Origin of the sequence: Nocardia takedensis NBRC 100417 (assembly GCF_000308695.1) — a bacterium.
GTDB lineage: Bacteria > Actinomycetota > Actinomycetes > Mycobacteriales > Mycobacteriaceae > Nocardia > Nocardia takedensis.
The window spans coordinates 40427-65267 of record NZ_BAGG01000260.1 but is presented as its reverse complement, the minus strand read 5'-3'; the positions used below and the strand labels follow the sequence as shown (position 1 = coordinate 65267).

General features: G+C 69.8%; 24 protein-coding genes. 17 read left to right on the top strand and 7 right to left on the bottom strand.

Annotated elements, in window-relative coordinates; translation table 11 throughout:
• Positions 1-240 (top strand): DUF5914 domain-containing protein (locus tag ON30_RS32685; RefSeq protein ID WP_245554318.1); only part of this gene is annotated, 240 nt, incomplete at its 5' end.
• 137 nt (positions 241-377) lie between these two features.
• Here the strand turns inward: ON30_RS32685 and ON30_RS36755 are convergent.
• Positions 378-1229 (bottom strand): phosphatase PAP2 family protein, encoded by an 852-nt coding sequence (locus ON30_RS36755; protein WP_157184029.1) that lies wholly within the window; start codon positions 1227-1229, stop codon positions 378-380.
• Between the two features lie 257 nt (positions 1230-1486).
• On the opposite strand from ON30_RS36755, the gene ON30_RS32675 reads away from it, so the two are divergent.
• Complete coding sequence (locus ON30_RS32675) at positions 1487-1948, top strand: ABC transporter permease (RefSeq protein ID WP_040713985.1); 462 nt, start codon at positions 1487-1489, stop codon at positions 1946-1948.
• A 188-nt stretch (positions 1949-2136) separates the two neighbouring features.
• Entirely contained in the window at positions 2137-3003 is an 867-nt protein-coding gene (locus ON30_RS32670; RefSeq protein WP_051030311.1) for an alpha/beta hydrolase, read from the top strand.
• Here the strand turns inward: ON30_RS32670 and ON30_RS32665 are convergent.
• Positions 2960-4096, bottom strand: coding sequence for an epoxide hydrolase family protein (locus ON30_RS32665; protein WP_040713951.1), 1137 nt, complete (start codon positions 4094-4096; stop codon positions 2960-2962). The two genes, ON30_RS32670 and ON30_RS32665, sit on opposite strands and share 44 nt — an antisense overlap.
• A 61-nt stretch (positions 4097-4157) precedes the next feature.
• On the opposite strand from ON30_RS32665, the gene ON30_RS32660 reads away from it, so the two are divergent.
• Together ON30_RS32660 and ON30_RS38260 are read left to right on the top strand one after the other, a co-directional pair.
• Complete coding sequence (locus ON30_RS32660) at positions 4158-5108, top strand: helix-turn-helix transcriptional regulator (RefSeq protein WP_040713949.1); 951 nt, start codon at positions 4158-4160, stop codon at positions 5106-5108.
• Between the two features lie 250 nt (positions 5109-5358).
• Entirely contained in the window at positions 5359-5907 is a 549-nt protein-coding gene (locus tag ON30_RS38260; protein WP_083911865.1) for an LppA family lipoprotein, read from the top strand.
• Here ON30_RS38260 and ON30_RS32655 read toward each other — a convergent pair.
• Positions 5790-7100, bottom strand: coding sequence for an MFS transporter (locus ON30_RS32655; protein ID WP_083911864.1), 1311 nt, complete (start codon positions 7098-7100; stop codon positions 5790-5792). The genes ON30_RS38260 and ON30_RS32655 overlap by 118 nt on opposite strands.
• A gap of 115 nt (positions 7101-7215) precedes the next feature.
• Between ON30_RS32655 and ON30_RS32650 the strand changes: the two genes are divergently transcribed.
• Positions 7216-8154, top strand: a complete 939-nt coding sequence (locus ON30_RS32650; protein ID WP_040713947.1) for a LysR family transcriptional regulator — start codon at positions 7216-7218, stop codon at positions 8152-8154.
• Between the two features lie 36 nt (positions 8155-8190).
• Here the strand turns inward: ON30_RS32650 and ON30_RS32645 are convergent, their stop codons facing one another.
• From ON30_RS32645 to ON30_RS32635, 3 genes are all read right to left on the bottom strand, one after another.
• A complete protein-coding gene (locus tag ON30_RS32645; protein ID WP_040713944.1) occupies positions 8191-10410 on the bottom strand; it encodes a glycoside hydrolase family 3 C-terminal domain-containing protein in 2220 nt (739 codons plus the stop codon).
• 160 nt (positions 10411-10570) lie between these two features.
• Positions 10571-11206 (bottom strand): response regulator, encoded by a 636-nt coding sequence (locus tag ON30_RS32640; protein ID WP_040713941.1) that lies wholly within the window; start codon positions 11204-11206, stop codon positions 10571-10573.
• Entirely contained in the window at positions 11203-12405 is a 1203-nt protein-coding gene (locus tag ON30_RS32635; RefSeq protein ID WP_245554317.1) for a sensor histidine kinase, read from the bottom strand. Before ON30_RS32635 ends, ON30_RS32640 begins: the two co-directional genes overlap by 4 nt.
• A gap of 157 nt (positions 12406-12562) precedes the next feature.
• Here ON30_RS32635 and ON30_RS32630 point away from each other — a divergent pair, with 157 nt between their 5' ends.
• The 6 genes from ON30_RS32630 to ON30_RS32605 all read left to right on the top strand — a co-directional run bounded on the left by ON30_RS32630 (position 12563) and on the right by ON30_RS32605 (position 17871).
• A complete protein-coding gene (locus tag ON30_RS32630) occupies positions 12563-13627 on the top strand; it encodes an ABC transporter permease (protein WP_040713935.1) in 1065 nt (354 codons plus the stop codon).
• Positions 13624-14325 carry an ABC transporter ATP-binding protein gene (locus tag ON30_RS32625; protein WP_040713932.1) on the top strand — a complete coding sequence of 234 codons (702 nt, stop codon included), beginning with the start codon at positions 13624-13626 and terminating at the stop codon, positions 14323-14325. Before ON30_RS32630 ends, ON30_RS32625 begins: the two co-directional genes overlap by 4 nt.
• Positions 14326-14353: 28 nt before the next feature.
• Positions 14354-14770, top strand: a complete 417-nt coding sequence (locus ON30_RS32620; protein WP_040713929.1) for a DUF6153 family protein — start codon at positions 14354-14356, stop codon at positions 14768-14770.
• An 88-nt stretch (positions 14771-14858) separates the two neighbouring features.
• Positions 14859-15488 (top strand): DUF305 domain-containing protein, encoded by a 630-nt coding sequence (locus ON30_RS32615; protein WP_040713927.1) that lies wholly within the window; start codon positions 14859-14861, stop codon positions 15486-15488.
• An 866-nt stretch (positions 15489-16354) separates the two neighbouring features.
• The gene (locus tag ON30_RS32610) at positions 16355-17152 is read left to right on the top strand and encodes a MerR family transcriptional regulator (RefSeq protein ID WP_051030310.1); all 798 of its coding nucleotides are present in this window, start codon (positions 16355-16357) and stop codon (positions 17150-17152) included.
• 149 nt (positions 17153-17301) lie between these two features.
• Complete coding sequence (locus ON30_RS32605) at positions 17302-17871, top strand: hypothetical protein (RefSeq protein ID WP_040713921.1); 570 nt, start codon at positions 17302-17304, stop codon at positions 17869-17871.
• A 24-nt stretch (positions 17872-17895) separates the two neighbouring features.
• Here the strand turns inward: ON30_RS32605 and ON30_RS42460 are convergent, their stop codons facing one another.
• Positions 17896-18081: a helix-turn-helix domain-containing protein gene (locus ON30_RS42460; protein ID WP_040713920.1), complete on the bottom strand. Its 186-nt coding sequence runs from the start codon at positions 18079-18081 to the stop codon at positions 17896-17898.
• Positions 18082-18487: 406 nt separating this feature from the next.
• Here ON30_RS42460 and ON30_RS32595 point away from each other — a divergent pair, with 406 nt between their 5' ends.
• From ON30_RS32595 to ON30_RS32575, 5 genes are all read left to right on the top strand, one after another.
• Entirely contained in the window at positions 18488-19039 is a 552-nt protein-coding gene (locus tag ON30_RS32595) for a hypothetical protein (RefSeq protein WP_157184028.1), read from the top strand.
• 391 nt (positions 19040-19430) lie between these two features.
• A complete protein-coding gene (locus ON30_RS32590; protein ID WP_040713916.1) occupies positions 19431-21023 on the top strand; it encodes an ABC transporter substrate-binding protein in 1593 nt (530 codons plus the stop codon).
• Positions 21024-21121: 98 nt separating this feature from the next.
• Positions 21122-22132, top strand: a complete 1011-nt coding sequence (locus tag ON30_RS32585; RefSeq protein WP_040713982.1) for an ABC transporter permease — start codon at positions 21122-21124, stop codon at positions 22130-22132.
• Complete coding sequence (locus ON30_RS32580; protein WP_373282669.1) at positions 22132-23118, top strand: ABC transporter permease; 987 nt, start codon at positions 22132-22134, stop codon at positions 23116-23118. The genes ON30_RS32585 and ON30_RS32580 overlap by 1 nt, the downstream gene beginning before the upstream one ends.
• The gene (locus tag ON30_RS32575; protein ID WP_040713914.1) at positions 23111-24796 is read left to right on the top strand and encodes an ABC transporter ATP-binding protein; all 1686 of its coding nucleotides are present in this window, start codon (positions 23111-23113) and stop codon (positions 24794-24796) included. Before ON30_RS32580 ends, ON30_RS32575 begins: the two co-directional genes overlap by 8 nt.
• Positions 24797-24841 lie beyond the last annotated feature (45 nt).

Here is a 24841-nt window from a genome sequence, read left to right as displayed (position 1 = left end):
GGTGAAGGAACGGGCAGCGTGGTCGAAACCCACGCCACCCCACTGGGTCCCGGCCTGGACGGGCGGCCCCGCACCGCCGTGGTCGAAGCCGTCATCGCGACGTCGGAGCGACCGGGCTTCCGCCATACCCGCAAGGCGCTGCCCGTTGTGCGGCCCCTGATGAAATACGCCGCCACCCGCCTGTGGCGCGACGACCTCGCCTACGCCGAACGCCGCTACCGGCAACGCACCGGTGTGTGAGGGTCGATTGGCGGCCCGGCCCTGAGGCGTCGTTTACCCGCACCCGGTAGTGAGCTGGCGTGTGAGCGTCGGTCAGCAGTGCAACCGCGAGTCGTGATCGACCTCCACCCGGCAGCGCACCGCCGGGGGCGGGCCGATCAGCGGAGGGTCGCGCCGTGTTCGGCGTGCTTTCGAGGCGCGGGCGGTTCGGTCTCCTCGGGCGGCGCGAGTCCGATCCACGCGCGCGTCGCGGGCGACCGGTGGACCACCGCCGCCGCGGCGGCGATCACCGTCGAGCCGAGCAGCGCCCCGCCCACGACGTCGGTCAGCCAGTGCACGCCCAGGTACAGCCGTGTCGCGGCGATCAGCAGCACCGCCGCGCCCGCGATCGTCGCGGCGATCGTCATCCGATGCGCATCGGGGCGGCGGACCGTGTAGAGCAGCAGTGCCATCCCCGCGAGCGTGGTGACGGTGGTGACGTGTCCCGAGGGGAACGCGTAGTCGCCCTGGGTGACGAGCCGGTACGGCAGCGGCGGACGCTCGCGGGCGAGGATCGTCTTGGTGAGCGTGCTGACCGTCGAGGCCAGCACGATCGTCGCCGTGATCGGCGCCAGGGCTCGCGGATGGAGGTCGCCGCGCCGGATCAGCAGCGCGGCCGCGAGGGCGACGACCGTCGAACCGAGCAGGCCGCCGAGATCGGTGACGACGAGGACCAGGCCGGTGAGGACGGGATCGCGGTGCGCGGCGAACCAGTCCGTCACCGTGCCGTCGAGACCGGTCGCCCACCCGGCCGTCCGCACCTGCGCGGTGAGCGTCAGCAACGCGGCGGCCAGTGCCAGGACGCGGGCGAGCGCCCATCGGCGTCGGACCGCGTCGCGGTCTGTCCCGGCCGTTCGCACCGCGACCGAGCCGGCGACGACCGCGGCACACGACGCGGCGATCTCCGCCGACCCGGGTTCCGTGCGGATCTCGGTGACGACCTCGGCCAGGGTGTGCGGGATGTTGCTCACCTTCGTGAGTCTGTGCACCGCGCGCTGTAGAAACGCTGAGTAGCGCGTCTTCTCAGCGTTCTCACAGCAATCGCCCGCGCGGGCGACCGAACCGGGCATCCGAACGCGCCCAGACCAGGGCGCTGCTGGTCTGAGAGGGAGCGCAACCCCGACGGCCCGACTCGGCGGTTGCGACCGGATCGGACGTCGCCCGGAGATGATGGTTCGGTGCCGACCCACGCCGCGCCGAGAAACGCGGACCCTGCCCCGTGAACGCGATGGCGCAACCTGGGCCGGGCCTGGTGATCCTGTGCGTTGTTCTGGTCGCCGCGACCGCCGCGGTGTACGGACTGGCGCGTCTGGGCCCGATCCGGGTCGCGCCGGGGGCCGCGGTGCGCGCGGTCGTCCAACTCGGGGCGGTGGCCCTGGTGCTGGCCGTCGCGCTGGAGCGGCTGTGGTCCGCGCTGCTGGTGCTCGCGGTCATGTTCACCGCCGCGGTCCTCACCGCCGCCCGTCGCGCCCGCGCGCCCGACGCGTTGCTGCCCGGCGTCGACCAGACCCGCACCGTCGGCCTGGTCACCCTGCCCGGCGCGTTCGTCGGCGTCCTGGTGGCGAGCGGGTCCGCGTATCAGGCCGCGGCGGTGCAGATCCTGGTGCTGCTCGCGCTGCTGTTGGCCCAGTCGGTCGCGGTCGCGGTGACGATCGAACTCGTTGCCCGCGGCCTGGTCCGACGCGGCTGACCGCACCGGGGCAGGGCAGGCACGCGCGTTCCTTCGAGTCGAGGACTACCTGGTGTGATCGTTCCCGGGAGGTCGGTCGACAGGATTCGGGGCTGCGACCATCCGGAAGGATTTCGGTATGCTGCGGTGACCCCCGAATCCCGCCAGCTCAGGAATGCCATGTCCGGAGATCACGACCTATCGGTCCGATGACCGACCTGCGCCCGATCGCCGCGGGCATCGACGAAGTGCGTATCGAGGCCCGGACGGTGCGGGGGCGGGGAGGGGAGATCCCCGTCCGCGACTACCTCCCCCCGGAGATCCGCTCGGACGCGGCGGCGGTGCTGTGGCTGCACGGCGGCGGATTCGCCTGGGGCAACCTGGATCAGGCCGAATCCCACGAGGTCGCGCTGCGTCTGGCCGCGACGGGGCGTCCGGTGCGCACCGTCGACTACCGCCTCGCGCCGCGCTTTCCGTGGCCGCGTTCCTACACCGACAACCACTATCCCGCCGGCTTGGACGACGTGGTCGACGCGGGGCGCGCTTTCGCCGACGAGCACGACCGGATGGTGGTCGGCGGCGCCAGCGCGGGCGCCTGCCTGGCGGTCACCGCGACGCAGCGGCTGTCCGATGTGGCGGGCATGCTGCTGTGCTACGGCCTCTACCACGCCGAACTGCCGCCGCTGCCGGATTCGGTGCGCGAACGCCTGCGCGGCCTCGGCGGCTACCGGCAACTGTCCGCGCCCGCCGTGCATCGCCTCAACCTCAACTACGTCGGTGACGAGGAGGCGTTGCACGGCGGCGCGTTTCCGGGCGGCGGCGACCTTACCGGCCTGCCGCCCGCCCTGCTGCTCGACGCCGACCACGACACTCTGCGCGCCTCCGGGGAGACCTTCGCCGCCGAACTCGACGCCGCCGGGGTCACGACTTCGTATGCGGTGGTGCCGAGTTCGTGGCACGGCTATCTGAATCGACACCAGCTCAACGGGTTCCGCTGGGCCCTGAGCGCGATGACGGTCTGGCTGGACGAACTCAGCGCAGGTCGCGGAAGAACGCGCGCAGTTCCGCGATCATGATGTCCGGTGTCTCCATCGGCGCGAAATGACCGCCCCGATCGAACTCCGACCACCGCGTCACGGTGTTCTGCTTCTCGGCGAGTCCGCGCAGCGTGCTGTTGCCCGGGAAGACCGCGATCCCGGTCGGGACACCGGAATCGGGCAGGTCGGCGCCCCACTGCTCGGACTCCTTGTACAGGCGCATCGATGATCCGGTGGTGTCGGTGAACCACAGGATCGCCAGGTTGGTGAGCAGCATGTCGCGATCGATCGCGTCGGTCGGGGTGGCCGCGGCGGGACTCTTGTAGGTGTGCACCACGTCCAGCACCCAGGCCAGCATGCCCGCGGGGGAGTCGGCGACCGCGGGCGCGAGCGTCTGCGGCCGGGTGGAGTGGATGCCCGCGTAACCGGAGGTCTCCTGCGCGCTCCAATCCTGCAACCGCGCCAATTTCTCCCGATCGCGGTCGTCGTAGGCCGAGCCGTCGTCGTCCCAGGACGGAATGGTGATCGGGTCGTTGAGGTGCACGCCCACCACGTGTTCGGTGTCGATCCGGCCCATCTGCGGCGCGATGAACGAACCCGCGTCGCCGCCCTGCGCGCCGTAGCGGCGATAGCCGAGCCCCGCCATGAGTTCGGCGATGATCCGCGCGCTCCGTTCGGTCGAGGCGGCCCCGGCCTCGACCGTCGGGCCGGAGAACCCGAAGCCCGGCAGTGTCGGGATCACCAGGTGGAAGGCATCTTCAGCCTCGCCGCCGTGTGCGACCGGGTCGGTGAGCGGTCCGATCAGCTCGGTGAAGTCCTCGAAGGGCCAGCCGTGCACCAGGACCAGCGCCAGCGCGTCCGGTTCGGCCGAGCGCACATGGGTGAAATGCACCTGCTGCCCGCCGATCTCGGCGCGGAACTGCGGATGCCGATTGCGGGCCGCCTCCTGGGCGCGCCAGTCGAAACCGGTCCGCCAGTACTCGGCCAACTCCCGGACGTAGCCGGTCGGGATGCCGTAGGTCCAGCCGACGCCGGGCAGTTCCGCGGGCCACCGGGTGGCCGCCAACCGGCGGTGCAGATCCGCGAGGTCGGCGTCGGGAACGGCGATACGGAACGGTGCGAAATTCGTCATATCCGCAACCTAGGACCGCCTTAGGACAGCTCTGTTCCTAAGATGCGGGCATTCTGGAAGCATGCTCGAAACCTCGGCTCGGCTGCTGCGCCTGCTGTCGCTGTTGCAGATGCCCCGCGACTGGTCCGGCGGCGACCTGGCCGACCGTCTCGGCGTCAGCACCCGCACCGTGCGCCGCGACGTGGACCGCCTGCGCGAACTCGGCTACCCGGTCGACGCCGTCCAGGGGACCGCCGGCTACCGCCTCGCCGCGGGCAGCGCGCTGCCACCCTTGCTGCTCGATGACGACGAAGCGCTGGCCGTCGCCGTCGGCCTGCGCACCACCACGGGCGGCACCGTCGTCGGCTTCGAGGATTCCGCGCTGCGCGCGCTCACCAAACTCGAACAGGTCATGCCCTCGCGCCTGCGTCACCGTCTGCGCGGACTGCAACGCTCCCTGGTCCGGGTGGAGGCGTCCGCGCCGCGCGTGGAACCCGAACGCCTGCTCGCCGTCTCCGACGCCTGCCACCGCCACGAACGCCTGCGCTTCGACTACACCGACCTGCGCGGCCGCCAGTCGACCAAGGACGTCGAACCCCACACGGTGGTCAACTTCAACCGCCACTGGTACCTGGTCGCGTGGGACCCGACACCGGCGGACTGGCGATCCTACCGCATGGACCGCCTGCGCCCGCGCACCCCCACCGGCCCGCGTTTCACCCCGCGCCCACCGCCCGAGGGCGACGTCGTCGTCTACCTGTCCAACCAACTCTCCTCCCGCGCCTGGCCGCACCGCGCCACCGTCACCCTGCATCGTTCGGCCGCCGAACTCGCCGACCGTGTCTGGCCCGGCATGGGCGTCCTGGAAGCCGTCGACGACAGCAGTTGCCTGCTGCACGTCGGCGCGGACACGCCGTGGGCGCTGGGCTGGATGATCACCTCGATCGACACCGACTTCACCGTCACCGAACCGCCCGAACTGGTCGAACAGATCCGCACCCTCGCCCGCCGCTGCGCCGCCGCCACTCCCTGAACCCTGTGTGCGCCGTCACATCCGGGCGCTGGAATAGGTGGGGCGGCGACCGGGTTGAACCAGCTGTCGACGTCCGGACAGCCCCGGGCCTCACCCCATCAGTCGCTGCGAGCGACCACCCGCCGAGAGGCGCTTGTGGGACGTCGACCCTCTACCAGCGGCCCCGCCGAGTCCTGCTCGACGGGGCCGCTTCCTGTTCCGCCGCCTAGAGTGGCGGGAGACAATCCGCGACCGCCCGGGGAGGGGACCATTGGCCGGCCGTCTGCGCACCGCCGCGGCCCTCGCGTGTCTGAGCTTCGGCGCGAGCGGTTGCGCCACCCTGCTCGGCTACCCACCGTCACCGCCGTCGGCCGAGGACATCGCGCGAACCTCGGAGAAGATGGCCGCGCTGCCCAGGGCCGCGCAGGCCGAAATCCAGGTGCGTGCCGCCGTGGAACAGATCGCGGCGGCGGCCTCGGCGATCACCCCGGAACTGCGGTGGACCTGGAGCGGTGACCGCGTCGAGGCCGCATGCGCGGGAACCTACGGTTCGGCGGGCGGCATCGGCATCGGACTGCCGCGCCTGCTCGCCGAAGGTTCGGTCCCTGCCGACGCGTGGCCCGCCTTCCAGGACACGGCCCGCGACATCGCCCGCACCGTGGGCGCGGACGACATGTCACCCGGCGCGAACCCACCGCACTATCACGTCGGTTTCGAGGGCAGCGGCGACCTGGACGGTGGTAACACCGTCTCTTTGAACGTGTACTCGAGCCCGGGGTCGATGACCATCACGGCGTCGACGGGGTGCCGACTTCCTTGAGATCGGGGGAGCAGTAGCGGACCGGCGAGGATCGCCACGCCCGCGACGGCGATGGCCGCGCGAGGACTCGTCACGGCGGCGAGCAGTCCGCCGAGCGCGCCGAGTACGGCGATGGCGGCGCTGCTCCCGATCGACCAGGCCGTCAGAGTGCGGGCTACCAGTTCCGGCGGCGTGTGTCGGAGTCGGTAGGTGGCCAGCACCGGGTTGTACAGGCTCATGGCGAGGATGATCGCGAGTTCGACCGCGATCACGGTCACCAGGCCGAGCACACCGGGTTGGACGAAGGCGAGCCCGACGAGCCAGACCGCGCGCAGCGTGCCGACGACGCGCACTATTTGATGGGTTCCGTAGCGTGCCACGACCCGGCTCGCCAGGCGCGAGCCGACGAGTCCGCCGACGCACGGCGCGGCGAAAGCCAGGCCGTACTGCCAGGGCGGGAAGTCGAGGGTGTCGAGCATGAGCACCGCCAGCAGCGGTTCGGTGGCCATGATCAGCCCGCTCACCAGTAGTTGGTTCGCGTAGAGCGCCCGGAGGCCGCGATGACCGAGGATGTGTCGCCAGCCGTCGAGCAGATCGGCCGCTCGGAGTCGACTCGCGGGGGCCCGGTGCGGGAGCGGTTCCCGGTCGCGGATCGCGAGCACCGCGAGCGCGGAGAGCAGGTAGCTGAACGCGTCGGCGACCACGGTGACGACCGGACCGAACAGGCCGATCGCCGCGCCGCCCAGCGGCGGTCCGACGGCGACCGAACTCCAGGTGGTCGATTCGAAGCGCGCGTTCGCGATGAGCAGGTCCCCGGGCGTGACGAGCGCTTTCAGGTACGCGCCGATCGCGGCGTTGAAGGCGATCTTGCCCGCGGCGACCACGGTCGAGACCACCAGTAGCTGAACGAAATTCAGCACGCCGAAGGCGTAGGCGAGGGGGATCGTCGCCATCACCGCGAACCGCGCCAGGTCCGTCGCGATCATCACCGACCGCTTGCGGTGGAACTCCACCCACGGCCCGAGCGGTAGCGCGACGAGCGCCCCGACCGCTGGTCCCACGGCCGCCAGCATGGACACCTGAGCCGGCCCGGCGTGCAACACCAGCACCGCGATCAGCGGCAACGCGCCGAACCCCAGCCCCGACCCGTACGCGCTGACCGCGTACGACGCCCACAACCATCCGAACCGCCGACCCAGCGACCGCCGGACCATCCCGCACCTCCTCCGCGTTCGAAGCCCCGCGATCAAAGCAATCGCGAGCCCGCGGGAGCAAACAACCGTCCCGGCGGCGAGCCACAACCCGTTGTTGTGTGCCTAAGCTCGCCCGGTGGATCTCAACGCCGTGCGCACGTTCGTGACCGCCGCGGACGCGGGCCGATTCCAGGACGCCGCCGCGGAACTCCGGATCACCCAGCAGGCGGTGTCCAAGCGCATCGCCGTCCTGGAGAAATACCTGGACGTACGGTTGTTCACGCGCACCGCCCGCGGCGCGCACCTCACGGTCGACGGCGTGGCGTTCTTGCCCCACGCCCGCGAACTACTCCGGGCCGCCGACCGCGCCGACGCTTCGGTGCGACCCGGCAGGCGGGCCCTGCGCGTCGACGTCGTCGCCCGCCGCATCGTCACGGCGGTGCTGCTCCAGGACTTCCACCGCGCGCATCCGAGCATCGCCCTGGACGTCGTCACCCTCGACGTCGACCTCGACGCGGCGATCGCCGCCGTCGAATCCGGCACGATCGACGCCACTTTTCACGCCGTGCCCGCGCGCACGCACCTGCCGCCGTCGGTCAGCGCCGCCCGCCTGATCGATGAACCGCACGAACTGCTCGTCGGTCCGCACCACCCCTTGGCAGACGCCGTCGCGGTCACTCCCGATCAACTTCTCGGGCACCGCATCTGGATGCCCGGACTGCCGAACCGCGGCGAGGTGGCCGACTACTACGCGGAATTCGCCGCCGCGTTCGGTGTCACCATCGACGCGCGGGGCCCGGTCTTCGCGAAAGAGGCTGTCCTGGACGAACTCGCCGAATCGGCCGACCTGGCGACCTTGGTCGGCGCGGGCACCCGATATCTGTGGCCGGACCGCTACGACCTGCGGCGACTGCCGATCGGCCCGCCGACGCCGATCTATCCGCTGTCGATGATCCGGCGCGCCGACAACCGCCACCCCGCGCTCGATGAACTGCACGATTTCCTGCTCGCCCGCAACTGCGCGCCGCCGGAGGTGTGGCTACCCACCTGGGAGCGCACCACCCGAACCCGGTGACCGCTCAGTCCGCCCGTCGAGCACGAGAAAACTGGTTCAGTCGTCGTAGACCGCGCGCAGCGCGTCGGGGGAGACGCCGAATCCGGTGAGTCGTTCCAGGGGAATGGAGGCGATCATGCGCATCATGTCCACGCCGAGCGCGTCGCCCGACATCGACGCCGACATCCCCTCGAACAATTCACCCAGTGCCGCCGCGGCTTTCGGATCGGCGAGCGCTTCGCCGAGGGTGGAGCGGGCGGTGATCGGCACGCGCACTTCGTCGCCGGTCACCCGAACCTCCGTCGCCGCGCGCAGATCACGGCTCGATGCGCCGATGTGCACCCCGTATCGGCCGTCTTCCACCACCCAGCGGTCCACCCGGGTGTCCCAGTAGGCCAGGTCGGCGCGCGGCACCTCGACGGTGACCTGTTCCGAATCACCCGGCGCGAGTTCGCTCGTGGCCCGGAAGCCCCGCAGTTCGCGCGGCGGGCGCGCCACCGTCGAATCCGGTACCGAGGTGTAGACCTGCACGATCTCGCGACCGGCCCGCGCGCCGGTGTTGGTGACGGTCACCGTCACGCGCAGGCCGGATTCGTCGGCGGTGGCCGTCGCGTCGGAGTAGGCGAATTCGGTGTAGGACAGGCCGTGTCCGAACGGGAAGCAGACCTCCCATTCGCGTACGTCGTACCACCGGTAGCCGACGTAAAGGCCCTCCCCGTAGCGGACGTGGGAGTGTTCGCCGGGGAAATCGAGGTAGGCGGGGGTGTCGGCGAGTCGGACCGGCACCGTTTCGGCGAGCCTGCCCGAGGGATTCACCACGCCGAACAGCACGTCGGCGATCGCCCCGCCGCCGGCTTGTCCCGAGAGCGCGGCGTCGAGGATCGCGGGCGCGAGTTCCACCACCGGAGTCAGGCGCAGCACACCGCCGTGGACCAGTACGGCGACCGTATTCGGCTGCACCCGAACCACTTCGGCGAGCAGATCGAGTTGGTCGGCCGGGATCTCGATGTCGGTGCGGTCGAACCCCTCCGACTCCTGGTTCGCGGCCAGGCCGAGGAAGACCACCGCGACTTCGGCCGCCGCGGCGACCCGCACGGCCTCCTCGCGCAATGCCCGCGCGTCACCGCTGTCGTCGGTGGTGAAACCCCGCGCGTAGTCGACGGTGCCGGGCGCGGCCAGCGCGCGGATCTCGGCCAACGGGATGTCCAGGGCGGTCGGATTGACGTGCGAACTGCCGCCGCCCTGGTAGCGCGGGGCCTCGGCGAACTCGCCGATGACCGCCAGCGACCGGCCGGGAGTCAACGGCAACAGGTCGTTCTCGTTGCGCAGCAATACCATACAGAGCCCGGCGACCTCGCGGGCGAGGGCGTGATGGGCCTGCTCGTCCGGAGCCGGCGTGCCTTGGGCGCGCCCTCGGGTCGCTTTGTCGGCCAAGGCCGCCACGGCCTCGGCCGCCCGATCCACCGCCGATTCAACCAGTGCGCCCGCCGCGAGCGCCGCGGCGACCTGGGCGTCCCCGCGCCCCCCGTCGCCGGGCATCTGGAGGTCGAGACCCGCCGCCACCGAGGCGACCCGGTCCACGACCGCGCCCCAGTCGCTGACCACCAGTCCGTCGAAGCCCCATTCGCCGCGCAGCACGTCGGTGAGCAGCCAGCGGTTGTGCGCCACGTACACGCCGTTGATCCGGTTGTAGGAGCACATGACCGTCCACGGCCGCGCGGTGCGCACGATGTGGGCGAACGCGCGCAGGTAGATCTCGCGCAGCGGGCGCGGATCGATATCCGAACTGGACCGCATCCGGTCGGTCTCGCAGTTGTTGGCGGCGAAATGCTTCAGCGAGGCGCCGACGCCGACGCTCTGCACGCCCTCGACCCATGCCGCGCCCAGCGCGCCGGTCAGCGTCGGGTCCTCGGAGAAGTACTCGAACGAGCGTCCGCCGCGCGGGTCGCGTTTGATGTTGACGCCGGGGCCGAGCAGGACGTCCACCCCGAGCGCTCGCGCCTCCGCGCCGAGGGCGCGCCCGACCCGCCGCACCAGGTCCGGGTCCCAGCTCTGCGCCAGGCCGACGGCGGGTGGGAAGCAAGTCGCGGGCAGACTCTCCGCCAAGCCGAGATGGTCGGTGGCGCCCGCCTGCCTGCGCACCCCGTGCGGGCCGTCGGTGAGGACCAGCGAGGGAACAGCCCCCACCGCCTTCGTGGTCCAGAAATCCGCGCCGCTGCCCAGCGCGATCCGATCGGTCCGACTCACGTTCGCGAGCCGATTCGTGGACTCAGCCATTCGCACTCCTCTTCCTCGAGCCGAACACCTGCCCGCCGAAGGCGGCTCCGAAGCACTGCCGGACGCGATCGTACGCCTCGTACGTCACTGGACATGGCCGATCACGTCGCCTACTTCTTCGATCTGCTGCGCCGAGTCGCGCCCGCCGACCGAGAGCCGTTCAGCGGCGGATGAATCCGAGATCGGTCGCGGCGGCGACGGCGGCGGTGCGCGAGTCGACGCCGAGTTTGGTGTAACTGCGGGCCAGATGCGATTTGACGGTGCCTTCGGTCAGGTGCAGGCGGTCGGCGACGGCCCGGTTGGACAAGCCGTCCGCCACCAGGGCGAGGACCTCGATCTCGCGGCGGGTCAGGGCGATATCGGGTCGGCGCATGCGGTGCACGAGTCGGTCGGCCACCGCCTGGGACAGCGTCGTGCGCCCGGCGGCGGCCGTCCGCACCGCGGCGGCCAGGTCTTCGGGAGGGGCGTCCTTGAGCAGATAGCCGGTCGCGCCCGCCTCGATGGCGGGCAGGGTGTCGGCGTCGGAGTCGTAGGTCGTGACGATCAGGACCCGCGGCGCGCCGGGGCGAGCGGTGATCGCGGCGGTCGCCTCGGCCCCGGTCATGCCGGTGCGGAACCGCAGGTCCATCAGGACGACGTCGATGTCGCCCGCCGCGGCGCGCTCGACCGCGGCTTCGGCGGTCGCGGCTTCGGCGACCACGAGCAGTCCGGGCTCGGTCTCCAACACTGCTCGCAGACCGGCCCGCACCACGGGATGGTCGTCGGCCAGCAGCAGGCGGATGGGCGCGTCGGTCACGATCGCTCCCCGGGTGTGCCGGCGGAGCGCGGCAGGCGGGCGGTGAGGACGGTGCCGCGGCCCGGACTCGAGTCGACCGTGAGACAGCCGCCCAGCGTCCGGGTGCGAGCGCGCAGGGACGGCAGACCGAACCCGCCTTCGCCGGGGTCCGGGTCCGCGACTCGTCCGGGATCGAAACCCATACCGTCGTCGGCGATTTCGAGGGTCACGTGGTCGTCGAGATACCGCAGGGTGACGCTGACGGAGGTGGCCTCGGCGTGCCGGACGACGTTGGCGAGGCCGGCTTGCCCGACCCGCAACAACGCGACCTCGTGTGCGGTCGGCAGCGGTTCCGGCTCTCCGAGCACCTGGAAGTCGACCGCCGTCCGGTGCCGGGCGTCGGTGGTGACGCACAGTCTGCGCAGCGCGTCGGCCAAGGTGGTGTCGTCGAGGGCCGGCGGTGCGAGGGCGGCCACGAACCGGCGCGCCTCGGCCAGATTGTCGGCCGCCGCCTGCCGCGCCTGATCCACGTAGCGGGCCGCGTTGTCGGTCGATTCGGGCAGCGAGCGTTCGGCCGCGCGCAGCAGCAGTTGGATGCTCGACAGGCCCTGCGCGAGGGTGTCGTGGATCTCGTGCGCCAGACGTTCCCGTTCGGCCGCAACCCCGGCGGCGTGCTGGGCCCGCGCCAGATCCGCGCGGGTCGCGGTCAACTCCTCGATCAGTCGCCTGCGCTGTTCGCTCTCCCGATACAGCGCCTGATAACCCCACACCACCGCGACCGCGACGGCCGCGCCGAGCGTCGGACCGAGCGCCGCGACCGGCCGAAACACACCTTGGTGGACGGAGAACGCGGTGATCGCGACCAGCGTCGTGGCGATCACCGCGCCCAGACCGACCCGCCGCGACAGCAGGTGCAACTCCAGGAAGAACAGCGGAAAGGCCACCCACACGCCGTCGGCGGTCAGCACCACCAGCGCCGACCATGTCACCCCCAGGACGCCCAGCCACACCGCCGCGGTCCGCCGCGTGCGGACCAGGAACGGCCCCGCCGCGTAGACCAGCGCGCAGACCGCCGCGACGGCGACGATCGCCGCGGCCCCGGGTTCGGCGTCGAGCACGGCGCGTGCCGCCGCCACGGCCAGCAGGGTGAGAAACAGCAGGTGCAGGCACCAGGTCAGCACCCGGCCGGGCGGTGTCGGGGCGGTCCGGTCGGCGTTCACGGACATCCAGGCTACGGAGCCCGCACGCGGACCGCCTCTGTCGAAAGGTGGAATCGGCCTGCCGCCTTCGGACCGGCGAAGTGCGGTCGCCGGTCGGATGTCCTGACCGTATTCCGCGACGACCCTGGACTCGTATCGTCAACCGGAAAGGACCGCCGTGTTCGTCGCCTGGAGAGACCTCGTCTTCGCCAAGGGGCGTTTCGCCTTGATGGCCAGCGTCATCGTGCTGATCACCCTGCTGGTCGGACTGCTGTCGGGACTGACCGCCGGACTCGGCGCGCAGAACATCTCCGCTGTCACCGACCTGCCCGCCGACCGGATCGTGTTCGGCGGCGGGGGAGAACTCTCCTACGCGGACTCCGATATCACCGAGACCCAGTGGCGTCGCTGGGCCGCGACCCCCGGCGTCACCTCGGCCGAACCGCTGGGCATCACCACCACCAGAGCGACCGCGCGCGACCACAGCGCCGGGATCTCGGTCTTCGGCGTCCGCCCCGGCTCGACCCTCGCGCCCGACAGCGATCGCCTCACCGAACACGCCGCCGTCCTGTCCGCCCCGGCCGCCGCCGACCTCGCCATCCGCGCGGGCGACACCGTCACCCTGGCGGGCCGGACCCTGACCGTGGCCGCCGTCACGGGTGAGTCCTACTTCAGTCACACCCCGGTCCTCTGGACGACCCTGGACGTGTGGCGCGCGACCGCACCCCCGTCCGACGCGGCCGCCACCGTACTCGCCCTGACCACCGCGAACGCGGATATCTCCGCGACCGACCGGGCCGCGGGCACCTCGACCGTCACCAAGTCCGACTCCTTGTCCGCGATCGGCTCCTACGCTTCCGAGAACGCCTCGCTGCAAGTGATGCGCGGTTTCCTGTTCGCCATCTCCGCGCTGGTCGTCGGTGCGTTCTTCACCGTCTGGACCATTCAGCGCGCCGGTGACATCGCCGTCCTCAAAGCTCTCGGCGCGAGCACCACCTGGCTGCTGCGCGACGCCCTCGGCCAAGCCGCGATCGTGCTCGTGGGCGGCACGCTGCTCGGTGCGGGCCTCGCCGTCGCGGTCGGCGCACTGTTCGCCGACACCGCCGTCCCGTTCGTCCTCACCCCGGCGACCGTCCTCGGCCCGGCCGCGCTGATGATCCTGCTCGGCGCGGTGGGCGCGGCGCTCGCCGTCCGCCGCGTCACCTCCGTCGATCCGCTGACCGCCCTGGGGAGCACCCGATGACCCTCACCCTCTCCGACGTCACCCTCACCTACGCCGACGGCGACACCCGCCTCACCGCCCTGGACCACGTCGGCCTGGAAGTGCCCAAGGGGAGCGTGACCGCGGTGGTCGGCCCTTCGGGCAGCGGCAAATCGAGCCTGCTCGCCGTCGCGGCGACCCTGATCACCCCCGACTCGGGCACCGTCGTCATCGACGGCGTCGACACCGCGGGCCTGACCCGCGCCGAACGCACCGACCTGCGCCGCCGCGAGATCGGCCTGGTCTTCCAGCAGCCCAACCTGCTACCCGCGCTGACCGCCGCCGAACAACTCCAGGTCATGGCCCGTATCGACGGTCGCCCTGGTGCCCGCGCCCGCGCGCTGGACCTGCTCGACGCCGTCGGCCTCGCCGCCGAGGCCGACCGCCGCCCGCACCGACTCTCCGGCGGCCAGCGCCAGCGGGTCGGCATAGCCCGCGCGCTGATGAACGACCCCACGGTCCTGCTGGTCGACGAGCCCACCAGCGCCCTCGACCACGTTCGCGGCGCCGCCGTCATCGACCTCCTCACGCGGCTCACCCGCGACCGGGGCGGCGCGACGGTCCTGGTCACCCACGATCGCGGCCATCTCGACCTGGTCGACCGCGTCGCCGAGATCGCGGACGGCAGGCTCACGTCCGTCCGCCGAGGCGCGGGGCCGCTCGGCGGTGCGGACCGGTAGCCGGACGGCCGCTGCTAACCTCGGTCGTGTGCTGTCCGGCGGTGTCGGAACGCTGCTGCGTTCCTTGCTGTTGGCCACCTTGGCGGTGGCCGTCCTCGGCATGCACCACATCCCCGGCTCCGAGCATTCCGCGCAGAAGGGACACGGCGACGGTTGCTGCGAAGTCTCCCGGGTCGAGATGCCCCCTGCCGAATCCCCGGTCGCCGCGTCGTCGGTGGTCGATCGGCAGCCGGGCGGGCACGGTGCGGGCCACGACCTGCTGCACCTGTGCCTGGCGATCTTGGCCGCCGTCACCGGCCTGATACTGCTGGTGTTCGCGGTGGCCTGGCGGTTTCCCGACGAGCGCGCGATGGTGTGGCGTCGAAGGTGCGCCCGGGGGTTCGGGCGTGATCCGCCGACGCCGACGCTGCGTCGCTTGGCAGTTCTGTGCGTGTTGCGGCAGTGATGGACGCCCGCCGGTCCCGGTGCATTCCGGGGCGCGGCGTCGGTTCGTTCTGCCTTTTTCGATACCTCAGAAACCCAGGAGTTCACTCATGTCCCGTAGGAGCCTTGTTCCAGGTGCGCTGATCGTGCTGACTTCGGCGGTGCTCGTCGCCGGATGCGCCGACGACTCGGGGACCACCTCGCCGGTGTCCTCGTCGGCGCCGTCCTCGTCCGTGTCCTCCACCGGCGGCCCGACGGCGAGCGTGCACAACGACGCCGACGTCGCCTTCGCCCAGGAGATGATCCCGCACCATCGCCAAGCGGTGGAGATGGCGGCACTCGTTGCGTCGCGCTCGACCGACCCGAGGGTGCTGGACCTGGCCGCCCGAATCCAGGCCGCCCAGGAACCGGAGATCGACACCATGACCGCCTGGCTGCGCGCGTGGGGTGCTCGCGTCCCGCCGACTGCCGCCGACCACGCGGGGATGGGTCACGCCCCCGACGTGCCGATGCCCGGAATGATGAACGCGGAGCAGATGAATCGGATGGAGGCCGCCCGCGGCGCGGAGTTCGACCGACTGTGGCTGACCGGAATGATCGAGCACCACGAAGGCGCGGTCGACATGGCGCGCACCGAACTCGACCGCGGCGCGAACGCCGAGGCGAAGGCGTTGGCGCAACACATCATCGACGCCCAGCGGGCCGAGATCACCGAGATGCGCGGGTTGCTGGACGGCTGATCCCCGCTCGGCTCGAATCACCGTAACCCTGTCTCCCGCACCGTCCGCGGTGCGGGAGACAGCCCGGCCGAGACCTCCGCCCCGACTCGAAAGTTTGTCTGTTACCAAAAGTACGAAGAACCTTTCTTTCAGACGGAAGTTGCGTTATGGTCACCGCTACGCCGGACAGTCGGCGCTGAGAAAGTCGGAGGACACCGTGGAATTTCTTGCTCTGATCGCCGGGCTCGCGCAGATGGTCATCGGAACCGTCGTCGCGAACACCGGATCAGGTGGTTCCGGCTCGGGCTGGTGACGCAAGCGGATTCGGCTCGTGACCTGCGAGCCGAATCCAGTTCACACCCCCTGGACATCAGCACGTTGAGCTTCCGGTCATCTTGTCCTGGTGATTTCGAGGATGAATTCCGATGTTGCGCGATGAATGCCAATGTTTATAGCAGAATGGTATGGTCTGCCAATTTGCTGTGAGAACACACTGCTATAAATCTCGATAATACGAATGTCGACGTGCCAGTCATCCTCGCGACTGTATAGACCTCCCTGTTTGCGGCAGGTGGGTTCGTCATCCTGGGCGATCTGCCCGGCTGCCAGGTCTTGCCGACTAATATGCCCGGATGCACGGCAGCAGGGCCGACAAAGGCCGGCGCGGTCGCCCACACGTGCAACGGCGATCCGTCGAGGAGATCGAAGGTCGTAGGTGGGGAGCGCCGCCCCCTGACGCCACCTACGTGATGCGCAGAATTCTATCCGTCGCCCTGGCACTGCCGCGCCGACTGGGTGATCCGGTAGAAGCCGTGGGAATCGCCGCGGCGGACACGCGGCTCGCGGGCCTTGCACCTGACGTCGCGTGAGGTCGTAGCGTCATCCGCGTGACGAACGGCGGAGACGAATACGTCAAGGTGGGTGAGGTGGCGGCGGCCACCGGACTCACGGTGCGCACCCTGCACTACTACGACGAGATCGGGTTGCTCACACCGTCCGGGCGCAGCGGGGGCGGTCACCGGCTGTACGCGCCCGCCGACGTCCAACGGCTCTACCGCATCGGCCTGTTGCGCGATCTCGGCCTGAACCTGGACGAGGTGGCGGCCGCCCTCGACGATCCGTCCTGGGATCTGCTCGCCGTCCTCGGTCGTCACACCGCCGAACTCGACCACCGACTCGCGGTCGGTCACCGTCTCCGGCGCCGGCTGACCTCGATGGTCACCGCCCACACCGATCACCGCACGATCCCGACCCGGGATCTGCTCGCCACCCTGGAGGACATGGCCATGCTCGACAGCAGAATCCAACGCCGCATCCCGACCCTGGTCTACCGCGACGTCGCCGCCGCCCACGACTACCTCACCACCGTCTTCGGCATGGAACCCGGACGCGTCACCGTCGACGACAAGGGAGTCGCGCACCACGCCGAGGTCACCGCGGGTGACGGCGTCATCTGGCTGCACGCGGTCTCCGAACAGTTCGGACTGACCTCACCGAGCACCGTCGGCGCCTGCACCGCCTCCATGTCGATCGTCGTCGAAGACGTGGACGCGCACCACCGCCACGCTGCCGCCGCAGGCGCGGACATCGTCTACGAACCGGTCGACCAGCCCTACGGCTACCGCGAATACAGCGCCCGCGACCGCGAACAACTCCTGTGGACCTTCATGACCGTCATCGAATGACCCCTCCGGGTTGCGTGCGCGACCCGGGAACACCGGTGTGCGCGATACGGTTTGAGATCGTTTGCGCCGGTTACTGCTGGGGAAGTTTGCTGTTCCGGGGCGAACAACTGTGTTCGCTCCCGGCACGCCCGGATACCGCAAGAGGATTGATGAGCATCACCCCCGCACGCCTGGTCATCGCGCTGGCCTCGGCGTTCGCCACCGCAGTTCTCGTCGGGGCGCGGCCCGCGACGGCCGATTCCGGTGTGCTTCCCGCGATCGACCACGGCCGAGGGTGCGTGGTGGACCCCGCCGACAGTGCGGTGACCCTGGATTCCCTGCGCCATCGGTGTTCGCTCGACCAGCAGAACGCGATCTTCGCCGCCGCCGGACCCGGAGCCTCGCCCACCGGGGCTACTGACGGGTGGGTGGTCAGTCCCGCCGCGATACATTCGATCGCTCCGGCGTTGTGGCGCGGCAAGACCTTCTACACCGGCCCTGACGGCGGACATCTGATGAACCGGGTGACCGGTGCGGGAATCGAAGGGTTCCCCGCGCAGGTGTACGTCGATTCCGCGATCACCGACGGTGCGCCCACCTGGGTGCTGAACTACGAACTGTCGCCGATCCCGCAGATCTACGACGAGATCCGCGAGATCACACCCGGGGTCTGGTTCGGCTACTCGTGGTGGCGCGAGACCTCCCCGCCGACCCTGCTGCTGACTTTCGCGCTGGCCTGAGCCTCGTCGGGGTCGCCGGACCTGTCAGCCGGTCAGGGTGGTGTGCGGGGGTTGTCCGTACGCCTTGCGGTAGGCCTGGGCGAAGCGGCCCGGGTGCAGGAATCCCCAGCCGATCGCCACGTCGGTGACGGTGGCGCCGTCGCCGACGTGCGCGGCGTCGAGTTCGTCCGCGCCGATCCGCGCCTTCCGCGACGGATCCGCTGATCCCACCGTACTCCCGCGCCTGCTTCTCGACACGGCCGGGAAGCGGCGGGCGGTTCGGGAGATCATTGCTGGTACAGGCGATTTTTTAGGCGATCCCCCACCGGGCGGTCCCGGATACGGCTAGCGTCGTATCTCCCGGCCCCGGAGGACGGTCGTCGTCGAGAGTCGGTCGCGAGGTGACGGCGGCGCTACGGGGGTTCCGCGTCTCCGGGCCCGCGCCGACGCGGAGTGCGAAACGAACGCCGATGCCGATATCCGTTCCAGTCGACCGATCGGTGCGCCGATGGATTCCGAGACATCTGAACCGCGACGACAACCGGACCCGCCCGGCGGTGAACCGCCACGATCCGAACCCACGAACGCCGACCTGCGACGCGATCTGAGGGCGGCGACGCGCGGCGGGCGCTACGCGTTGGCCACCGCGGTGTGCGCGGCGATCATTTCCAGCGGCGTCTCGGCCGGCGCGGCCATCTATGTCAGCACCACGGAGGCGCGTCAGAAGGAAAGCGCGGAGACGGCCCAGGCGATCCGTGAGAATCGGCAGAAGGTCTACTCCGATTTCGCCGGTTCGCTGTTCGGCTATCTCGAAAAACTCTCGTGGCTGGAAGGGGGACTGAATCAACGGCCACCGGATCGGGAGGAGATCCGCGACCGGGGCGCGATGCTCACCGACAGGGGTCTGGCGATGTGGCGGATGTCCTTCAGTGTCCTGCTGGTCGGCGATCTCGAGATGATGCCGTTCGTGGAACGATTCGGCGCCGATCAGTATCGACCGTTCCTCACCGAGCATCTGAATCCGTTCATCGAGCGCAACCTCGGGCGTTCGCCCGGCTCGGAGGAAACCCTGCGTGCGGACAGCCCCGCTCTGGTCGCCGCTATCGAGGGCATGGTGGGTTCCGTGTCCGACTTCCTCGATGGTTTCCTCGGTCTGGCCAGGCGCGACCTCGGTCTGGGGGAGGGGTGACCAACGCCTCGCAGCACTGCCGCCCTATCAGGTTCGCGGTGTCCTCCGAAGACTCGAACCTGCTGTGCGACTGCGTATCTCGGTACTGCGAGAATGTTTGATCCGCGCTGATTCGGGTACGAAGGCGGCCGAGTCCCTACCTGTGCCATGGCCTACTCGAGACGTCACAGCGGCACACGCGCGCCGCTTCCTGGGCATATGACCGACAGGTTGCGTCCGCGTGCCGCCGACCGCCGACAGCGGCGCGTCGAGCGGTGAATTTTCTTCGGGAACGCAACGTGTCGGAAATGGTTCGTGGGTACGGTCGCCAGCTATACCGAATTCACCGCGTCCGTGCCGGACCCTGTGATCCAGGAGAACGCGGTGCGGCGCGCTCGAGAAGTGGGGCTGGATGATGAGGGTTGCACGGACCGCGGTCGCCATCGGACTCGTGGCACTGGTCGGATCGTCGGTCGCGGGGTGCGGTTCGGGCCGCACCGGGGACGACGAGGGCGGCGCGAGCCTGGTGGTGGGCACCACCGACAAGATCTTCTCGCTGGATCCGGTCGCCGCCTACGACAACGGTTCCCTGGTCGTGGAGACCCAGATCTATTCGTATCTGCTGAATTTCGCGCCGGGTGACCCGACGCCGAAACCCGATGCGGCGCAGTCGTGTGAGTTCACCCAACCCACCGTGTACACCTGCAAGCTCAAATCCGGCCTGAAATTCGCCAACGGGAATCCGTTGACCGCGACCAGCGTCAAGTTCTCCTTCGACCGGATGCTGCGGATCAACGACCCGAACGGACCCGCCTCGCTGCTCGGCAACCTCGACAAGACCGACGTCGTGGACGATCTCACGGTGGCATTCACCCTGAAGGTGGCCAACGACCAGACCTTCCCGGCGATCCTGCCGACCCAGGCCGGTCCCATCGTGGACGAGCAGGTCTATCCGGCGGACAAGGTGATGACCGACGAGGAGGTCGTGCGCGCCAAGGGATATTCCGGCCCGTACACGATCGCGACCTACGACAAGAACAAAGTGGTCGACTATCGCGCGAACCCCGACTACGTGGGCATTCTCGGCACCCCGAAGACGCCGAACATCTCGGCGAAGTACTACGCCACCACCGACAACCTGAAACTCGACCTGCAGAACGGCGCCATCGACGCGGGCTACCGCTCCTTCACCCCGTCCGACATCGAATCGCTGCGGACGAGCGAGAAGGTGAAGGTCCTGGAAGGGCCGGGCGGCGAGTTGCGCTACATCGTGTTCAACCTGAACACGATGCCGGGCGGGACGCCCGAGCAGAAACTGGCGGTGCGCAAGGCCGTCGCCTCCTCGATCGACCGGCCCGCGCTGGCGCAGGGCGTCTACAAGAACACCTATCTGCCCGCGTATTCGTCGGTGCCGCAGGGGATGCCGGGTGCGGCCGAACCGTTCAAGGACATCTACGGCGCGGCCTCGAACAAGGACGCCGCCGCGAAATTCCTCGCCGACGCCGGAGTGAGCACGCCGGTGGAACTGAACCTGCAATACAACCCCGACCACTACGGCGGCAGTTCGTCGGAGGAATACGCGGCGATCAAGACCCAACTCGAGGGCACGGGCCTGTTCCGGGTGAATCTCCAATCCACCGAATGGGTCAGCTACCAGCGCGAACGGGCGCGCGACGGCTACCCGCTGTTCCAGTTCGGCTGGTTCCCCGACTTCCCGGACGCCGACAACTACCTGACCCCGTTCTTCGCGCCCAACAACTTCCTCCAGAGCCATTTCGAGAATCCCGGCATCACCGCGCAATTGACGGCCGAGACCACCGAACCGGACGAGACCAAACGCCTGGAACTGATCCGGCAGGTGCAGCGTGACCTCGCGCAGAACCACCTGCCGATCCTTCCGTTGTTGTCCGGCAAGCAGATCGGTGTCGCGGGCGCGGATGTGCAGGGGATGGAGCAGACCCTCGATCCGTCCTTCAAATTCCGCTACACGGTGCTGAGCAAGTGACCTCCGAGGTCGCCGGACCCGACTCGGTCGACACACCGAGCAGGGTCCGGCGGTTCGGGCTTCCCGCGTTCGGCGGCGGCGAATCGCGGCGCGGCGCACTGCTGCGTTACCTGGGCGTGCGCCTGCTCATGATTCCGGTGACCGCCTGGATCCTGGTCACGGTGGTGTTCTTTCTCATGCGGGTCATCGGCGACCCGATCAGCGCCGCCATGGGCGGGCGGATGACCCAGGAGCAGATCGCGATCCGCAAGGCCGACGCCGGACTGGATCGGCCGATCCTGACCCAGTATCGGGAGTACTTGTCGGGGCTGCTGCACGGCGATTTCGGTGTCGCGCAGGATCACCGGCGGATCAGCGAGGTCATCACCAGCTACGGTGCGGCCACCCTGGAACTGGTCTTCTGGGCGCTGCTGGTGGCCTTCGCGGTCGGTGTCCCGCTCGGCAGATACGCGGCGACACATCGTGATTCGGTGGCCGACGCGGGCATCCGCCTGTTCGGCATCCTCGCCTACGCCGCGCCGGTGTTCTTCGTCGGCCTGCTGCTGAAACTGCTTTTCGGGGTGAAACTCGGCTGGCTGCCGGTGTCGGGACGAGCCAGCGTGAACGTCGAGTTGAAGCTCCAGCACGTCTCGCCGAAGACCAATGTCCTGGCCATCGACGCGATCCTCTACGGTGACACCGGATATCTCATCGACGTGCTGAAACACGCGGTGCTGCCCGCGGTGGCGCTCGGTCTGCTCACCGCGGGCGTCTTCCTCCGGCTCGTCCGCATCAACTTGATCCAGACCCTGCGCAGCGACTATGTCGACGCCGCGCGGGCGCGCGGGCTCACCGCGCGGCAGGTCACCGGACGCCACGCCGCCCGCAACGCCATGATCCCCATCGTCACGGTCATGGGCATGTACATCGCCATGATGCTCGGCGGGGCGGTGCTCACCGAGACCACCTTCGAATGGAAGGGACTCGGCTTCCAGCTCGCCGAATACCTCAAGGCCCGCGATTTCATCGCGGTGCAGGGCATCGTCGCCTTCATCGCCGTGGTCGTCGCCGTGATGAGTTTCCTCGTCGACGCACTCGTCGCCCTGATCGATCCGAGGGTGAGGTTCTGATGACCGTCCCCGAAATGCTCACCGACGCTGCACCGCCCGCGCCCGTCGTCCGGGGGCGCGGCATCCCCGGTCTGCGACTGATGTCGATGACCTCCGGGTTGCAGCGCGCCACACTGATATTCGGGCTCGCGCTGATCGCGGTCTTCGCGCTCGTGGCGATCTTCGCGCCACTCATCGCACCCTACGGATTCGCGCAGGAATCCGCGGACGGCGTCGCCTTCATCCCCGATCAGGGGCCGTCGGCGCAGCACTGGTTCGGGACGTCGGTGCGCCAGGAGGACGTGTTCTCGCGGGTGGTGTTCGGCGCGCGGACCGCGCTGCTGGTGATCGCGCTGTCCCTGGTGCTCTCGCTGTTCGTCGGCGTGCCGCTCGGCCTGGTCTCGGGATATGTCGGCCGCTGGCTGGACCGCGTGCTCGTGGTGTTCATGGACGCCATGTACGCCTTCCCGACCCTGCTGCTGGCCATCGTGGTCTCCATCGTCGTCGCGGGCGGCGCGTCGAGCGCGTTCGGCGGCGTGCTGTCGGCCGCCGTGGCCATCACGGTGATCTTCGTGCCGCAGTATTTCCGGGTGGTGCGCAACGCGACGGTCGCGGTGAAGAACGAACCCTACGTCGACGCCGCGCGGGTGACGGGCGCGTCGACCACGCGCATCATGTTCCGGCACGTGCTGGCCAACGTCACCCAGTCACTGCCGGTCATCGTCACCCTCAACGGCGCGGAGGCGATCCTGACCCTGGCCGGGCTCGGCTTCCTCGGCTTCGGCATCGAACCCACCCAGGCGGCCGAATGGGGCTACGACCTCAACAAGGCGATCGGGCCGGTGTCCAACGGCTACTGGTGGGAGGCGGTCTTTCCCGGCGCGGCCATCGTGCTCGTCGTGCTCGGTATGACGCTGGTCGGTGAGAGCCTCAACGAGGTGCTGAACCCGCTGCTGCGGACCCGCCGCGCGGCCGCGCCGAACGCGGGGGAGGCCGAGGATGAGTGACGAGCGGCGAACACCCGCGCTGTCGGTGGAATCCCTGTCGGTGACCTTCGCGACCGACGCGGGCGCGGTGCACGCGGTCCGCGACGTGTCCTACGAGGTCCATCCGGGCGAGGTACTCGCGATCGTCGGGGAATCCGGCTCGGGCAAATCGGTGAGCGCCCGCACCGCGATGGGGCTGCTCCCCGGCACCGCGCGGGTGCGGGGACTGGTCGCCCTCGGCTCCCAGGACATCACCGCGATGAACGAACGTCAGCTCACCGCACTGCGCGGCGGTGCGGTGTCGATGGTCTTCCAGGAACCCGGCCTCGCGCTCGACCCGCTCTACACGGTCGGCTTCCAGATCGGTGAAGCCCTGCGCGCACACACGGATCTGAGCAGACGGGCCGCGAAGGCGCGCGCGGTGGAACTGCTCGGTTCGGTCGGGTTGCCCGATCCGGCGCACCGCGTCGACTACTACCCCCACCAGCTCTCCGGCGGGCAGAAACAGCGCGTCATGATCGCCATCGCCATCGCGTGCGAGCCGAAGGTGATCATCGCCGACGAACCGACCACCGCCCTCGACGTGACCGTGCAGGCCGAGATCCTGGCGCTGCTGCGCGATCTGCGCGACCGCATCGGCAGCGCGATCGTGCTGATCACCCACAACATGGGCGTCGTGGCCGATCTGGCCGACCGCGTCGTGGTGATGCGCGACGGACGTGTGGTCGAAACCGCCCCGGTGGACGAGTTGTTCGCGCGACCGCGCGCCGAATACACCCGCACCCTGCTCGCCTCGGTGCCACATCTCGGGGCGCCGCGTCCGCCCGCACCGGAGCGGGCCACCGAGATCGCCTCGCGGGCAGACGATCCGGTACTCGAAGTCCGCGACTTGGTCGTCGAATTCCCCGGCCCGTTCGGGCGGCCGCGTTTCCGCGCGGTCGACGGCGTCAGCCTGAGCATCGCGGCCGGCGAAACCCTCGGTCTCGTCGGTGAATCCGGCTCGGGAAAGTCCACCATCGGCCGGTGCGTGGCAGCCCTGCAACGACCGACCTCGGGCGTCGTCAGCATCAGGGGCCGCGATATCGCCGGACTCTCCCAGCGCAGCCTGCGGCCCCTCCGCAGGCGCTTCGGCTTCGTCTTCCAGGACCCGGCGAGTTCGCTGAATCCCCGGATGACGATCGGCGAATGCGTCGCCGAGCCGTTGATCGTGCACCGGGTGGGCGACCGCGCGCACATCAGGTCGAGGGTGCGCACGCTACTGGACGACGTCCGCCTGCCCGCGGGCGTCGAAGACCGCTACCCGCACGAACTCTCCGGCGGCCAGCGCCAGCGCGCCAGCCTGGCCCGCGCCCTCGTTCTCGACCCGGACCTGCTGGTCGCCGACGAGCCGACCAGCGCGCTCGACGTCTCGGTGCAGGCCGCCGTCCTCGAACTGTTCGTCGAACTCCAGCGCGAATGCGGTTGGGCCTGCCTGTTCATCAGCCACGATCTCGCCGTGGTCGACCGCCTGGCCGACCGCATCGTCGTATTGCGCGAGGGAGCGATAGTCGAACAGGGCGACCGTGACCGCATCCTGCGCGCCCCACAGGCCGCCTACACCCGCACCCTCGTCGCCGCGGTCCCCGTCCCCGACCCGGTCGAACAACGCCGACGCCGCGCAGAGCAAACCCGTTCGTCCAGCGACGAACCGCCACACTGACTCCCGGCCGCCGCGCCACGGCTGTCCGGGGCAAAGCATCGTACC